Genomic DNA, 15,283 nt, shown 5'->3' with positions numbered 1-15,283 from the left:
TCTTGCCTTTCTTCGACTTTGGTGGTTGACACGGATGGTCAGGGATGGATCACGACGCGCCCGACGGCATGATCGGCGACGGCTTGATACGCCGCACGTCCGTGCTCGATCGGGTACACCGCAGTAACTGGAAGCGGCCGGAACACCCCCGAGTCGAAGTACGGACTGATCTGCTGCAGACGCCGGCCGGATTCGATGACATCGAGTTTGCGGCTGTCTGATCCGAGAATCCGGGTTTCGTTGTGGTACAGGTCGATCAGGTCGATCTCGACGCTACGACTACCAACCGCGCTGATGATCACCAGTCGGCCCTGGTGTGCGAGTGAGGCCAACGCGGCCGGTGTGGTCACCCCACCCACTGCGTCGTACACCACCTGGACGCCGAGGCCGCCGGTCAGCGCTTTGACCTGAGCTCCGACGTCAGCGCCTGGGCCGAAGGTGACGAAGTCGTCGACAATGTCCGCCGCCGGTGTACCCGGCGCCGGCGGGCGCCGGTCGACGCCGATCACCCTGGCCCCCATGGCAACTGCGATCTGGGCAACGGCACCACCCACGCCACCGGAAACCCCGAAGACAGCGATGGTCTCCCCCTGCGCGAGTTGGGCCGCCTCCACCGCACCGAGCCACGCGACAACAAAATTCACCCCCACCGTGGACGCCTCGTCGAAGCTGAGCCGCTGCGGCTTGCGAACCAGCGCCTCGACCGGCAGTGACATCAACTGCGCGTGCGAACCGTCCCGGGTGAAACCGACATCCCCACCAGTGCCCCACACCTCGGCACCGACCCATTCAGGGGGACCGCTGATCACCACACCGGCAAAGTCGCGTCCCGGGATCCGTGGCAGCACAGTGCCTTCCATGGCGCCGGCCACGTTCTTTACATCGGACGGGTTCACCGACGCCGCCTTCACCCGGATGATCGCCTCGCCAGGCGACGCAGCGGGGTCCGGTACCTCGACAACGTCGAGGACGGTGGGGTCACCGAACTGGTCGAAACGCAATGCCCGCATGATGGGGTCCCTTCGCCGGTTTGTTTCACTGACTGCTGTAAGCCAACTCCTCAAGATGCATCGCGTCCAACGAAGAAATTCGATATCAACTATCGCCAAACAAGATAGGATTGGCTGGTGGAACTTCGCCAGCTGGAATACTTCACGGCGGTGGCCGCCGAACTGAACTTCTCCCGGGCAGCCGAGCGGATTCACGTTGTGCAATCGGCACTTTCGGCTGCGGTGGCCAAGTTGGAAAAGGAACTCGGCGTCGAGCTGTTCGACCGGACGAAACGACAGATCGCGCTCACGGCGGCCGGCGAAGCGTTCCTCGACCATGCCCGTGAGGTGATCCACGCGTCGCGCCGGGCACAGGCATCGATGGACGACTTCCGCGGCCAGCTGACCGGATCGGTCACGGTAGGGACGCTCATGTCGTGGGGCGCGCTGAACCTTCCTGTCGCGCTGGAAGATTTTCACCGTCGCCATCGGTTGGTCACGGTCCATCTGCGGCAGAGCCTCACCGGTTCCACGGGCCACCTGGCCGCGATCGCCGACGGCCAGATGGACTTGGCCCTCGTCTCCATTCCGGTATCGCCGTCGCCGCGTATCGCACTGACCGAGCTGACCCGCGAGCCCATGGTCTTGCTCTGCGCCCCCGACCATCGGCTGGCCGGCCGCAACCGGGTGCAGATCGCCGACTTGGCCGTGGAGAACGTCATCCGTTTTCCGCCGGGCTGGGGCATCCGCAAGAGCCTCGACGCCGCACTCGCCGCCGCCGGCATCCATCCGGTCGCCACCTACGAGGTGGCGGACTACGCGATCGCCGCCGAGCTGATCCGTCACCGATTGGCCACCGCGGTGCTGCCGGCGAGCGTGGCCAATCGGTTCCCGGACCTTTTCGCCATCCCGGTAAACCCCGCGATGACATGGACCCTGTTCATGGCCACCACCGCTTCCCAATACACGACCCCGGCCGCCAGCACGCTGGCACTCACCTTGCGCAATCACATCGAAGGGAGCCAATAGTGCTTCACCGCTTGGGGATTCGACCACCGGCTACCCAGTTGTTGAGTGCAGTTGGGTGATGAATGTGTAGGTGACCATCGCCACCAGCAGCAGTGCAGTGATTCGCAGAACCCACAGTGCCGCAAGAGTTTTTGGCCCTAGGTCAGCCGGCGGTAGCGCCTGCTGTCGATGAGCCGTGAGCTGTCCGGCTTCCAGTATATCGTCGAGCTCGTCGCTGAATCCGATATCTGGAGTGGAGTCGGGCATGGGTACCTCCGGTGCTGTGGCCGTCTGCTAGGAGCCGGCGGGGATCGCGTGGATGGCTTGCAGGAAGGAGTAGCTGGCATAGCCCAATGCGGCCAGCGCGATCAGTGCGACTGTCGCGCCGGCGATGACGTTGGTGGTCCTGCGGTTGGCGTGCTTTCCCATCAGGGTGCGGTCATTGGCGAGCATCATCAGGAACACCAGGGTGACCGGCAGCAATACGGTGGCCAGTACGTTGGCGTTGAGGGCGATTGCCAGCAACGGAACATGCGGAATCAGGATGATCACCGCGGCCAGTGTCGCAGCCGCGACGTTGACCCCGAAAAACAGCCGCGGCCGCCTCGGTTCGGCATTGAAACTCGGTGTTGCACCGATACATTCAGCAGCTGCGTAGGCGGTGGAGGCCGAAATCGTCAGCACCGCCACAGCGCCGGCCTCGACCAGACCGATCGCGAACAGTGCCGCCACCGGGTGGCCGCTCACCGTGGCCAGGGCGGCCGGGAACCCGGCGCCGTCCAGGCCCTGGACCGAGTCACCGCCGCGGCCGAACAGAGCTGCCCCGCAGATCACCGCACCACAGCCGAACACCGCCGCTGAAACTGCACCGATCGCAGTGTCGAAGCGTCCATGTGCCAGATCACCTGTGGTGATTCCCTTGTCGGTACCGGCGCTCTGCTGGAAGAAGACCATCCACGGAGTCACGGTGGCGCCGATGGTCGAAGCGATCAACAGGAGCACCGTGTGGACCGGTCCGGTTGGCAGCGGCGCGAAGGTCGTCATCGCCCCACCGACGTCCGACCAGTGCGGGCGCGTCAGCACCGCCGCCACCATAAACAGGGCATTGAACACCGCCAGGCCCAGCACGATGCGCTCCCACCGGCGATAGCGGCGACTGCCGGCGGCCACAGCGACGAGCAGGACGCCGCCGATCGCGGCCACGGGTGCCCCGATACCGAAGTAGGCCAAACCAACTCGGATCGCGACGAACTCCGAAATCAGCGTCACCAGATTGGTCGCCGCCAGGTCGCCGGCACCCAGCCAGCCCCAGACCCGCCCGTACCGCTGCAACACCAATTCGCCATAGCCGCGGTGCGTCACGGCGCCGACCCGCATGCACATCTCCTGGCATACGTATGCCAAGGCGAACAACACCACCGTGAACGGCAGGAAGAACCCCAACCCGTACGTGGCGCCGTCGGTGGCATACGAGATCATGCTCGGGCCGTCGTTCTCGCCGAGCATCACCAGCACACCCGGGCCCACCAACAGCCAAGCCAGACGGCGGCGCCGACCCGTACGCCGGGCGTGCTCGATTCGCACTCGGTCATCGAGTCGGACCCGGTCTTGAAGGGTCAATGTCACTGCCGGCGTCACGATGTCCTCCCTGGTAACACATTTGAGGGCTTTCCTGAATTCATCCAATCGTCGCGGTTGGGAGACCGGCACGCGCTACCGCTGGCGCCCGTTCGTCTTACCGCTAGCTGGAATTTGTGGCTTTTGGCGGTGCGCCGGCACCGTCGGGCGTCCTATGTTGGGCCGCGTGATGATCAATCGACGAACGATGCTCGGCGGTGCGGGTGTGGTGGGCGCGGCGGCCATGGCCGGCGCGGGCACCGACCGTGCGCTCTCAACCACCTTGCCTCGCAACACCACTCAGGAAGAAGCCATGACTCAAGACGCGGCGCGTTTCGGCAATCCCCGTATCCCAGCCGAACTCAACACCGCGCAGCCGCACCTGTTCCACCTCGGGACCATGGCTCCCACTCAGTTCGACGGTGGAACGTTGCGCCAGGCCTACGAAGGCAATTGGCCGCTGCTGATGGGCGAAGAAGCCAGCATCGTAATGGTGACGCTGCAGCCCGGTGGCATCCGGGAGCCGCACTGGCACCCCAGCGCCTGGGAGATCAACGTCATCACCAGCGGCGTGGCGACGTGGTCCATGCTCGACCCGCAGGGCCACGCCGAGCAGTTCGAGGCCAACGTCGGTGACGTGGTGTTCGCACCGCAAGGTTCACTGCACTATTTCGAGAACAAGGGCAGCCAGGACCTCAGCCTGCTGATCATCTTCAACGCCAGCACCCAGGAAGGTGAGGACGACATCGGTATCGGCGCGTCCATCACCAAACTGCCGAACGATGTGCTCGGCGCTGTTTTCGGTGTTCCCGCTGCGACTTTCGCCAACTTCAAGAAGGTGGACAAGTCGCTGACGATCATCAAGCGACCGAACACCTGACCCGCCCCGGGCCTCGATTTCCAGGACCTCAGGCGTCAAAGTGGCGGACGATTGACGTGTCCGGCGTGAAGCGTGCCCACGCGGCGTCCGCCGAAGGGTTGCCATTTCGGATGAAACCGACCCAGGCCGAACGCATTTGGGTTCCCAACGTGTCGATGTCGTGTGGGTCGGCACCGGCGAGCATGGGAGCGGCCGTCCAGTCGGCGTCTCCTCCGAGCAGGAAGGGCAGTTCGATGCAGTGGGCTGCACCGAAAGGTGAAGCGGCAGGGGCATAGTCGAATCGGTACAGCCAGACTCGGGCACCGCTACGGCTCAGTCGCGACGCCAGCCGCCGCGCGGGCCTGACGAAGACCGCATCACCGATCACCTGCTCGAGGGCGTTGGCGACGGCCGGGCCGACCACAGGGATCCGCCGGACCCTCAGGAGTACCGGGTTCTGTGCGTAGAAGGCGGCCATCTCCCGTGCGGTGGTGCCGATGATCACGTCCAGCCCGGGAGCCCGGTCGTCGAGTTCAGCAGCCCAGCCAGCCTCATCCGGCAACGGGCCGACGCCCGGAACAGGCGTCACGCCGGTCATGAGGTTGAGCCCCAGCGGTCGGTTCATGGCACGTGCGACGGTCGCCTGGGCCGCCAGGATCGCCGGCACCGCGGCAGTCTTGGGACCGGTGCCGAGTTTGTCGAGGAATCGCGCGCCGGCCTTCTCCGCCACGCGGGTATTGCCCAGGCCGAGTCCGGCCGGTGAGCTTTGGAGGATGGCGCGGCGAAATAAGTTGCGGGACTTGGGCATACCGAGCAGACACTGCACACTGTGAGCACCCGCGGACTGGCCGGCGATGGTCACCGCATCCGGGTCACCACCGAACGCCGCGATGTTCTCGTGCACCCACCCCAGCGCGGCCAGCTGATCGGCAAGGCCGAGATTGCCATCCGAGACTCCCGGCGATCGAAGGTAGCCGAGCATGCCCAGGCGGTAGTTCACCGCAACCACGACGACGTCGCCGTCGCGGGCCAGCCGATGTCCGCCGTAGCACTGCCAACTGCCGGCACCGGAGACCCATGCTCCACCGTGGAACCACACCAGCACCGGCCGCGAGGCGTTGTCGACTGCAGGCGTCGTGATGGTCAGGCTCAAGCAGTCTTCGGACTGTTCGTGATACTCAGGCACGCCCATGACCGGTTCCAAACGCGATGGCAATTGCGGGGAGATCGGCCCATCGGCGGTGGCCTGCCGTTCCCCCGCCCAGGACGGAAGGGGACGAGGCGGCCCGAACCGGTCGCAGGCGGCGTAGGGCACACCGCGGAAGACCACGACGCCGGATTCCACTGTTCCGTTCAGCCGTCCGTTGCTGGTCAGCGCAATTGTCGTCATCGTCGTCTCCATTTCCGAGGACATAACGCAAGTTAGACTTGCGATAGCACCAAGTGAAGCACGCTCGAGGAGCTAACGCAAGCAGGACTTGCGTTGGTGCATACTGCATGTATGTCGGCGAAACAAGGTGTCCCTTCACACCGACGCGGTGCCGCCGTGCGCGACGCGGTCCTGCGAGCTACAACAGACCTGCTGTTCACCGAGGGACTGGCGAACACCCGAATGACGGACATCGCCGCCCGCGCCGGCGTCCACGAGACCTCGATCTATCGACGCTGGGGCACCCGGGCAAATCTGATCGCCGAGGCGCTGTCCAGCCAGATGGACGCCGATCTGTCACTGCCGGATACCGGCTCCACGCGGGAAGACCTGATCGTCTTCTTCACGGCGCTCGCCGGCTTCCTCGACACCCCTATGGCCCGCTCTATCGCAGGCCTGGGGCTGGCCGGATCGAGCGACGACAACGCCGTTCTCGTCGCGGCCCAAGACCAGTTCTGGTCCATCCGCATGACGCGTGCAGCCATCCTGGTGCGTCGCGGGGTCGACCGTCACGACATCCGGCCCGACCTCGACCCGGAGCTTGTACTGGAGGCCCTTGGCGGGCCCCTCAATCTGCATATTGCGATGCGCTCTCGGCCGGCCGACCGTGACTACGTCAGCCGGCTGGTCGATCTGATGCTCGACGGGGCCCGCCCGCGCTGAGGCACTGTCCCGCCGGCCGCGTCACGCAAGCGACAGGAAGAGTTTTTCCAGCTCGGCTTCGGTCATCGGCGCGCGACCGTTCTCGGCGGTGCCGGTCAGGCACTCACGCAACCCGGTGGCCACGATCTTGAAACCAGCACGGTCCAGCGCCTTGGACACCGCGGCGAGCTGTGTGACGACATCCTTGCACTCGCGGCCTTGCTCGATCATCGAGATGACGCCGGCCAACTGGCCTTGTGCGCGGCGCAACCGGGCGAGAACGGCCGCCATGGCCTCGTCCTTACCGGCGACATCGCCGACCATGACGAGCTACCGCCCGAACCGTAGAAAACGCCGCACCGGCTTGTCCGACTGGCCGGCGTCGGGGTGGCCGTCGCACCACTGTTCGGCCGGGACAACGCGCTTGACGTCATCGATGTGCTGTCCGCAGCCGGACCACGTGGTCTTGCCGCACGAACACTGCTTGGGCTGACACATTTTTCGCCTCTTTCGATCGTCAGTGGTTGCGGGGTCGTTCCAGCTGGGTGAACTGCGGCACGGCAGCCAATGTGGCCAGCGCAGTGAAGGTTTCGGGTGCGGCCGCGGGCAGCTCGGTGAACACCGGACCGAAGAAGGTGTGCCCACCGATGGTCAGCATCGGGCTGCCGCCGACGGCGCCGTAGGCGTCCTGTCCGGCCTGATGCGACTGTGCGACAAGTTCATCGAGCGCCGCGTCGTCCACCACGTCGGGCGTGAGGCCCGAGGCGCCCGCCGCTGTCAGCACCTCCTTGACGAGGTCGTCGCTGACCGGGACACCCTGGTCGAAATGGCGGGCGCCGAAGGTGAAGTAGGCGGCCACCATTGCGCCCTCACCGAGGTCGCGCCGGATCGCCGACATCAACCGACCGACGGCGCGCGAGTCGCGCATTCGTTGCTGCAGATGTGATGGCATCTCACGACCCTCGTTGAGGATGGCCAGATTCAGCAGTCGCCAACTGATCTCCGCCCGGCCGGCGTCGGCGGCGGACGTGAGCCATCGGGCGGTGTTCCAGGTGAATGGACAGACCGGGTCCAGCCACAGCGTCACGGCAGTCGGGTTATCACCCACTGCGTGTTGGTCGGCCATGTTGCACTCCTTCGCGATTCGGACTGCCCTTCAGATGGGGTACACCCACTCTTCCATACCCCCAGGGGTATATGCCACCGCGTGTGATCAGTTGCACTGATACCCCCTGGGGTATCAGTGCAACGTCAGCCCTCGCCCGGGACGCGCGCCAAGATCGCCAGCAGCAACTCGGCCCGCACCCGGGCCACCCCAAGGTCGACGCCCAAGAGGGCCTCGACCGTCTCGATGCGTTTACGCATGGTGTGCCGGTGCACACCGATCGCAGCGGCGGCGGACTCCCAGTGTCCATTGGCCTCCAGATAGGCCCGCAGCGCCGTCAGCAAGCCGGTGCCGTGGCGCGCGTCATGTTCGACGACCGGTCCCAGCACCGCGCCACCGAGTGCGATCAACACCTCGCGACTCTCCCCGAACGACAACAACGCGCTGCCGGCCAACGCCGCGAATTCCAAAGGGACACCGCCCCGTTCAGCTACCGACGCAGCCAGCCCGGCGTTGGCGGCCGCATCGGCCAGCCGTGCCAGTGGCTGAACTCCACTGAGTCCGCTACGAATCGACTTGCGTGCCGATCGGTCGATTCCGGCCAACAGCGCGGCCGCGCTCTCGACCGTCTCGGTACCCGGCACCAGCACCGTCAACCGCATATCTGACGAGTGCACGAAGACCTGATGTCCCGCCGCCTCCAGTGCCCGCACCAACGCCGTATGCACCCGGCGCACGGATTTCTTGGAGTCGACATCCGCGTCCATGTCGACCACCAGTACCCGCACCCGGCCCTTGCCGTCCGAGGCATGGGCCACCTGCGCCCACGCCGGACCGAGGTCGTGTTCACCGGTGAGCAACAGGCCCAATGCCTGTTCGTTGAGCCCACGCTGAGCCTCCCGCAACCGCACCGGTTTCTCGAAATCCAATGCCAGCAAAGAGTTTGCGTGTCCCAGCAGAACCTGGTCGACGGGACTGAGCGCCGTCGGACTGACCACGGCGAGCACTCCGTGGGACCGGCCGCCGACGCGGATGTCCTGCTGGGTCACCGCGGTTCCATCGGCGAGCACTCGCACGCCTGATGCGGTTCCGGGCTCGACCGAGTCCCGCACCAGATTGATTGTCGTGACGCTGAGATTGGCCGGGTGGGACGCGATCACCGTCCCAATCGGATCGAGCACAACGATGCCGGCTTTCAGCGCGCGGCCCAACTCTGCCGCAACGCCGCGCGGACCATCGCCGACCACGGCCCTGGTGATCCGCGGCTGTGCCCGGGAGGCACGCAAGACGGCGTCGTACTGCAGAGCCGCGATCCGCGAGCTGACCCGCTGTACGACCGCAGCGAACGGGGTGCGCAGCGGCACCTCGATGAGCGCGAGCCCGAATTCCTCTGCGCCTGTCACCAATTCGTCAGGAACTGCGTCGAAGGTCAGGCCGGTGCCGAATCCGACTGCCGCGACACCGCTTTGTGCCAGCAACTGCAGATAGCGGCGTCGACCACTGACGCCCGCCGGCAGCCCGATCCCGGTGGTCAGCACCAACTCGCCACCCGAGAGCCACTCTGCCGGATTGGCCAGCTCCGTGGTCAAGACCAGATTCACCTCACGCCCGACCCCGGCCGCACCTGCCAACAGACGCAGATGCAAATCCGATTGATCGAGCACCCACCGCACCGGAACCGTCACCAGCTGAAATGTACAGAATGTCGAAAAAGTACACAGAAAATCCCCAGATTGTCGGATGATCTGGGATGTGTTCTGGCGCACACTTGGCCAGCTAGAGACCAGATGAATTTCACAAGAGATGGACGGTGCGCAATGTCTGACGAGCTGCTGAAGAACTATATCGACGGGCAATTCGTCGCATCGACATCATCGGAGACAATTGACCTGATCAGCCCCGTCGACGAGTCCGTGGTGGGACGCTCACCGGTTTCCAATCGCGCCGATGTGGACGCAGCGGTCGCGGCCGCCGAGCGCGCCTTCCAGACCTGGGGACGCAGCACTCCGGCCGACCGGCAGCAGGCGCTGCTCAAGCTCGCCGATGCCATCGAGGCCCATGCGGACGAGATCGTCGAGGCACAGTGCCGCAACACCGGCCAACCCAAGGCCATCGTGCACGCCGAAGAAGCCCTCGCGGGTGCGAACCAACTCCGCTTCTTCGCCGGCGCCGCCCGACTGGTGCAAGGTCTGTCTGCCGGCGAGTATCTGGAGGGTTACACCTCGTACGTCCGCCGCGAACCGATCGGGGTCGTCGGGCAAGTTGCGCCGTGGAACTTCCCCTTCCTGATGGCAATCTGGAAGATCGGCCCGGCCCTGGCCACCGGCAACACCGTGGTCCTCAAGCCGAGCGACACCACACCGGAGAGCACCTTGGTCCTGGCGCGGTTGTCCAAGGGCATCCTCCCCGACGGTGTGCTCAACGTGATCTTGGGCACCGGCGAGACCGGCGCCGCATTGGTGGAACACCCTGTGCCAGGCCTGGTTTCGATCACCGGCTCGGTGCGGGCGGGCATCGCCGTCGCATCGTCGGCAGCGCACCAGCTCAAGCGCACCCACCTGGAATTGGGCGGCAAAGCACCGGTGGTGGTCTTCCCTGACGTCGATATCGCCAAGGCGGCGGCCGGTATCGCCGAGGGCGGGTGTTTCAACGCCGGCCAGGACTGCACGGCGGCAACTCGGGTGATCGTGCATGAATCCATCCACGACGAATTCGTAGCGGCGCTCGGCGCAGCGGCGCAGCAGCTGCGTCCCGGCCTGCCCGACGACCCTGAAGCGTTCTACGGGCCGATGAACAACATCGACCACTTCAATACGGTGATCAAGAAGCTGGAGGGCCTGCCGCCGCACGCCACCGTGGTCACGGGCGGAAAGCGCTGGGGCGACAAGGGCTTCTTCATCGAGCCGACAATCATCAGCGGGGTCCACCAGGACGACCCGATCGTCCAAGAGGAGACCTTCGCCCCCGTCATCACCGTCCAGCCGTTCTCCACGGATGAAGAGGCGATCGAGCTCGCCAACGGGGTGCGATTCGCACTGGCGTCCAGTGTGTGGACCAAGGATCATGCCACTGCCGAGAAGTTTAGCCGCGCACTCGATTTCGGGTGCGTCTGGATCAACTGCCACATCATGCTGACCGCCGAGATGCCGCACGGCGGCTTCAAGTATTCGGGCTACGGCAAGGATCTGTCGATATACGGCGTCGAAGACTACACCCGGATCAAGCACGTCATGAGTTCCCACGAGTGACACCTGACTGCACTACCCCGCCGACCACTACCCCGCCGACAGGAGCCCACTGGTGACCACCTTCCATCCGCTCGATCCGCTGACCGCAACCGAATTCACCAAGGTCACCGAAATACTCGGTGCGGCACACGGTGTCGGTCAGGGGTGGCGGTACACCTCTATCGAGCTGGTGGAACCGCCCAAGGCGCAGGTGGCGGCGTTCGACGCCGGCGCAGTGGTACCGGACCGGCGCGCGCTGGCAACGCTTCTTGAGACCGCCACGAACTCGACGTACAAGGCCGTGGTCTCCTTGAGCGCCGGCTCGGTGTTGTCCTGGGACCACATCCCCGGTGTACAGCCCAACTTCACCGTCGACGAGTGGGAAGAGGCCGACGAGGTACTGCGCAAGCACCCGGACGTGATTGCCGCCCTGGCCAAGCGCGGCATCACCGACATGGACCTGGTGTTCATGGACACCTGGACCTACGGCGAGGTGGTGATGCCGGACAAGTACAAGGACCGACGTCTGGGCTGGACCGACACCTGGGTCCGGGCCGCAGAGGGCGCCAATCCGTACGCCGGGCCGGTCAACGGGTTCCACTGCGTGATCGACATGAACACCATGGAACTGCTGGAGATCGAGGACACCTTCACCGTCGAGCGTCCCGACATGATGGGCGAGTATGTGCCACAGCACATTCCCGAACGTATCCGCAAGGCCAGCACCAGAGAGCCGTTGCAGCCGCTGAACATCACTCAGCCCGAAGGGGTTTCGTTCACCCTGGAAGGCAACCTGCTCAAGTGGCAGAACTGGTCGCTGCGGGTGGGCTTCAACTACCGCGAAGGCATGACGCTGCACGCGGTCACCTACAACGACAACGGCCGGATACGGCCGGTGGCCAACCGGATGTCGTTCTCCGAGATGATGGTGCCCTACCGGGACCACTGCGAAGACCATTACCGCCGAACGGCTTTCGACATCGGCGAATGGGGCATCGGCTTCATGACCACCTCATTGGAGCTGGGTTGCGACTGCCTCGGTGAGATCCGCTATCTGGACGCGGTCTTGCACAACAGCAAGGGCGAGCCGTACACCATCAAGAACGCCATCTGCATCCACGAAGAGGACAACGCCGTCCTGTGGAAGCACGCAGACCATCACGCCGGTACCGAGGTGCGCCGGATGCGCCGGCTCACCGTGTCCTTCCATGTGACCGTGGCCAATTACGAGTACCTCACGTACTGGCGGTTCTATCAGGACGGCAACATCGAATGTGAGGTCCGCGCAACCGGAATCATGGTGGTGACCAACTTCCCCGAGGGGCAGGCGCACCCGCACGGCACCCTGATCGACCAGCGCACCTATGCGCCCTACCACCAGCATTTCCTGGTCGCTCGCCTGGACCTGGACGTCGATGGCACCGAGAACACGGTGTACGCCACCGAAACCGAGGTGGTACCCACCGGCCCGGACAACCCGTACGGCCTGTCGCTGCGCCAGCGCAACACGCCGCTGCGCACCGAGTCCGAAGGCAAGCAGGACATGAACTTCCAGACCCAGCGGGCCTGGAAGGTGGTCAACGACAACGTGCGCAACGGGCTCGGTACCCCACCGGCCTACAAGCTGGTGCCCGGCGGCGCGTTCCCCGCGATGTTTGCTCCCGACTCGCCGATCCTGGCCCGCTGCCGGGCCATCGAGCACACCCTGTGGGTCACCCCCAACTCCCCCGACGAGCGTTGGCCCGCAGGCGAATTCGTCACCCAGAACAAAGAAGACGACGGTCTGTCCGCGTGGACGGCAGCCAACCGGTCGATCGAGAACACCGACGTCGTGCTGTGGTACGTGTTCGGCATCCACCACATCACGCGCCCCGAGGACTGGCCGATCATGCCGGCGGACATCGTCAGCTTCTGGCTCAAACCGGTCGGCTTCTTCGATCGCAACCCATCCCTGGATGTGGCTCCGGCACCGCCGAAGGCCTGTCACACCGGCGCCGCGTGCGAGGAAGGCTGATCGATGAGCACCCCACGAATCGCCGTCGCCTACCTCGCCACCCCCGGAGGTGACGATGCCGTCGCGGTCGGCGAGCAGATCGCACGCACCCTGTCCGCCGAACTCGACCTGTGCATGGTGCTGCCCAGCGAGCGATCAGTGCTGGCCACCACCCCGGGCGACATACTGCACCGGGAAGCCGACGGCTGGCTGGCCGCCGCCGCGGCCGGGGTCCGCAATGACATCACCGTGTCCACCCACCTGAGCTTCGACGAGTCCAGCACCGCGGGCCTGATCGCCGCGGTGCAGGCCCTCGGCGCCGACGCACTTGTCGTCGGCGGTGCAGGCGGCGGAATCGCCGGCAGCCACTCATTGGGCTCGGTGGTCAACGACCTGGTGCACGCCTCCCCGATTCCCGTGGTGATCGCCCCGCGCGGCGCCCGCATGCAGCGTAACGAGCGAATTCGCGAGATCACCTGCGCGATCGGCACCCGCCCAGGAGCGAGCCTGCTGCTGAAGACGGCATTGCGCTTCTGCCGGGCCACCGAGACGCCGCTTCGTCTGGTGTCACTGGTCGCCGTCGACGACGCCGACAGCCTGGACACCGCGCAGCAGCATGCGCAGCAGGCGCTTGATCAAGCCAAAGCCTTCCTGCCGGACGATGTTCCGGTCAGTTCCCGGGTGGCCACCGGCCCGACCGTCGAGGAAGCGGTCAACAAGCTCGGCTGGCATGACGGCGACGTGATCATGGTCGGGTCCAGCCGGCTCGCGCAGCCGCGCCGGCTGTTCCTCGGGTCAACCGCGGCGAAGATGCTGCGAGTCCTGCAGGTGCCGATGTTTGTGGTACCCAAAGATGAAGGGGCAGAACATGACTGACGATCTGGCCGACAGCGAACTAGCGCGCGCCGAACGTGAAGAGGGTCTGGTCTCCAAAGGCCTGGCCGAAGGCCGCATCGGCACCTTTACCGGGGCCATCCTCGGGATCTCCACGGTCGCCCCCGGCTACACCCTCACCGCCAGCATCGGGCTGATCGTCGCCGCCGTGGGACTCAAGATGCCCGCGATCCTCATCGCCGGCTTCATCCCGATGTTCCTGACGGCCTATGCCTACCGCGAGCTGAACTCCCGGGCGCCCGACTGCGGCGCCTCGTTCACTTGGTCCACCAAGGCCTTTGGGCCATACGTGGGGTGGATGTGCGGCTGGGGCATGGTGATCGCGACCATCATCGTGCTGTCCAACCTCGCCTCGATCGGTGTGCAATTCGGCTATCAGTTCGTGGGCAGGGTGCTGCACAACGACACCATTACCGATCTGCCCAATCACAAGGCCGTCAACATCATCTCCACGGTGGTGTTCATCGCCATCGCCACGTACATCTCCTGCCGCGGTATCACCACCAGTGAACGGGTGCAGTACGTGCTGGTCGGATTCCAGATGGTCGTGCTGGTGGGGTTCGCGGTGATGGCCATCGCGAAATCCGGTGGCACGGTAGAGCACCTGTCGTTCGATCTGGACTGGTTCAATCCGATGTCCGGACTTACGGTGAGCGCCTTCGTGATCGGCCTCACCGGATCAATATTCGCCTTCTGGGGCTGGGACACCTGCCTGACACTGGGCGAGGAATGTAAGGACCCGACCAAGGTCCCGGGCCGAGCCGGATTACTGTGCGTCCTGTCGATCCTGTTGACCTACCTGCTGGTGGCGATCGCGGTGATGATGTATGCCGGGGTCGGCGAGACCGGGCTGGGACTGGGCAACAAGGACAACGCACAGAACGTGTTCGGTGCACTGGCCTACCCGGTGCTGGGCAATTGGGGCGGTCCGCTGCTATTGCTCGCGGTCTTCGCCTCTTCTGTCGCCAGCCTGCAGACCACGTTCCTGCCGGCGGCCCGCACCATGCTGGCCATGGGCACCTACGGGGCCTTCCCCAAGAAGTTCGCCAGCGTCAATCCGCGGTCGCTGTCCCCCGTGTACAGCACGGTGGTCGCGGGCGTGGTCACGGCCAGCTTCTACACCATCGTGACCCTGCTGTCCGAACGGACGCTGCTGGATACCATTGCCGCCCTTGGCATCATGATCTGCTGGTATTACGGCATCACGGCTTTTGCCTGCGTGTGGTTCTTCCGCAAGGAACTGTTCCTCAGCCCGCAGAACGTCGTCTACAAGCTGTTGTTCCCGCTGGTGGGTGGCGCGATGCTGATCTGGGTGTTCGTCCTCTCGGTGCGGGAAAGCATGGACCCGTCCAGTGGTAGCGGCGCCTCGATCGGTGGCATCGGCCTGGTGTTCTACCTCGGCTTCGGCATCCTGCTGTTCGGCGTCGTCTTGATGGCCGCCATGCGCGCCTACCAGCCGGCGTTCTTCCGGGGCGAAACGCTGACGATGGACACTCCCCCGATTCCCTGAGCCATTCGGG

At 65.1% G+C, this 15,283-nt stretch carries 14 protein-coding genes; 7 read left to right on the top strand and 7 right to left on the bottom strand.

Going from position 1 to position 15,283, the window contains the following annotated elements; translation table 11 throughout:
* Window positions 1-38 precede the first annotated feature (38 nt).
* The gene (locus ABIA30_RS26330; RefSeq protein WP_370070957.1) at window positions 39-1,010 is read right to left on the bottom strand and encodes a zinc-binding alcohol dehydrogenase family protein; all 972 of its coding nucleotides are present in this window, start codon (window positions 1,008-1,010) and stop codon (window positions 39-41) included.
* Between the two features lie 117 nt (window positions 1,011-1,127).
* Here ABIA30_RS26330 and ABIA30_RS26325 point away from each other — a divergent pair, with 117 nt between their 5' ends.
* On the top strand, window positions 1,128-2,018 hold the full coding sequence (locus ABIA30_RS26325; protein ID WP_370070955.1) for a LysR family transcriptional regulator: 891 nt from the start codon (window positions 1,128-1,130) through the stop codon (window positions 2,016-2,018).
* A gap of 30 nt (window positions 2,019-2,048) precedes the next feature.
* On the opposite strand, the gene ABIA30_RS26320 is transcribed toward ABIA30_RS26325, so the two are convergent.
* Window positions 2,049-2,264, bottom strand: a complete 216-nt coding sequence (locus ABIA30_RS26320; protein WP_370070953.1) for a hypothetical protein — start codon at window positions 2,262-2,264, stop codon at window positions 2,049-2,051.
* A gap of 27 nt (window positions 2,265-2,291) precedes the next feature.
* Window positions 2,292-3,635 carry an NRAMP family divalent metal transporter gene (locus ABIA30_RS26315; protein ID WP_370070951.1) on the bottom strand — a complete coding sequence of 448 codons (1,344 nt, stop codon included), beginning with the start codon at window positions 3,633-3,635 and terminating at the stop codon, window positions 2,292-2,294.
* A 169-nt stretch (window positions 3,636-3,804) separates the two neighbouring features.
* On the opposite strand from ABIA30_RS26315, the gene ABIA30_RS26310 reads away from it, so the two are divergent.
* Window positions 3,805-4,494: a cupin domain-containing protein gene (locus tag ABIA30_RS26310; protein WP_370071031.1), complete on the top strand. Its 690-nt coding sequence runs from the start codon at window positions 3,805-3,807 to the stop codon at window positions 4,492-4,494.
* Between the two features lie 28 nt (window positions 4,495-4,522).
* Here the strand turns inward: ABIA30_RS26310 and ABIA30_RS26305 are convergent, their stop codons facing one another.
* On the bottom strand, window positions 4,523-5,863 hold the full coding sequence (locus tag ABIA30_RS26305) for a carboxylesterase/lipase family protein (protein WP_370070949.1): 1,341 nt from the start codon (window positions 5,861-5,863) through the stop codon (window positions 4,523-4,525).
* A gap of 156 nt (window positions 5,864-6,019) precedes the next feature.
* Here ABIA30_RS26305 and ABIA30_RS26300 point away from each other — a divergent pair, with 156 nt between their 5' ends.
* On the top strand, window positions 6,020-6,565 hold the full coding sequence (locus tag ABIA30_RS26300; RefSeq protein WP_370070947.1) for a TetR/AcrR family transcriptional regulator: 546 nt from the start codon (window positions 6,020-6,022) through the stop codon (window positions 6,563-6,565).
* Between the two features lie 21 nt (window positions 6,566-6,586).
* Here ABIA30_RS26300 and ABIA30_RS26295 read toward each other — a convergent pair whose 3' ends face one another.
* The 3 genes from ABIA30_RS26295 to ABIA30_RS26285 form a co-directional block, all read right to left on the bottom strand.
* The gene (locus ABIA30_RS26295; RefSeq protein WP_370071029.1) at window positions 6,587-6,835 is read right to left on the bottom strand and encodes a metal-sensitive transcriptional regulator; all 249 of its coding nucleotides are present in this window, start codon (window positions 6,833-6,835) and stop codon (window positions 6,587-6,589) included.
* 226 nt (window positions 6,836-7,061) lie between these two features.
* Window positions 7,062-7,670, bottom strand: coding sequence for a hypothetical protein (locus ABIA30_RS26290; protein WP_370070945.1), 609 nt, complete (start codon window positions 7,668-7,670; stop codon window positions 7,062-7,064).
* Between the two features lie 125 nt (window positions 7,671-7,795).
* Window positions 7,796-9,322: a PucR family transcriptional regulator gene (locus ABIA30_RS26285; protein WP_370071027.1), complete on the bottom strand. Its 1,527-nt coding sequence runs from the start codon at window positions 9,320-9,322 to the stop codon at window positions 7,796-7,798.
* 144 nt (window positions 9,323-9,466) lie between these two features.
* On the opposite strand from ABIA30_RS26285, the gene ABIA30_RS26280 reads away from it, so the two are divergent.
* The 4 genes from ABIA30_RS26280 to ABIA30_RS26265 are packed head-to-tail and all read left to right on the top strand — an operon-like array spanning window position 9,467 to window position 15,273.
* Window positions 9,467-10,897, top strand: coding sequence for an aminobutyraldehyde dehydrogenase (locus tag ABIA30_RS26280; protein ID WP_370070943.1), 1,431 nt, complete (start codon window positions 9,467-9,469; stop codon window positions 10,895-10,897).
* Between the two features lie 49 nt (window positions 10,898-10,946).
* Complete coding sequence (locus ABIA30_RS26275; protein ID WP_370071025.1) at window positions 10,947-12,890, top strand: primary-amine oxidase; 1,944 nt, start codon at window positions 10,947-10,949, stop codon at window positions 12,888-12,890.
* Window positions 12,891-12,893: 3 nt separating this feature from the next.
* The gene (locus ABIA30_RS26270; RefSeq protein WP_370070941.1) at window positions 12,894-13,745 is read left to right on the top strand and encodes a universal stress protein; all 852 of its coding nucleotides are present in this window, start codon (window positions 12,894-12,896) and stop codon (window positions 13,743-13,745) included.
* Window positions 13,738-15,273 carry an APC family permease gene (locus ABIA30_RS26265; protein ID WP_370070939.1) on the top strand — a complete coding sequence of 512 codons (1,536 nt, stop codon included), beginning with the start codon at window positions 13,738-13,740 and terminating at the stop codon, window positions 15,271-15,273. Before ABIA30_RS26270 ends, ABIA30_RS26265 begins: the two co-directional genes overlap by 8 nt.
* Window positions 15,274-15,283 lie beyond the last annotated feature (10 nt).

This window comes from Mycobacterium sp. MAA66, assembly GCF_041261665.1.
In the GTDB taxonomy this organism is placed as follows: Bacteria; Actinomycetota; Actinomycetes; order Mycobacteriales; family Mycobacteriaceae; genus Mycobacterium.
This window is presented reverse-complemented; position numbering and strand designations above follow the sequence as displayed.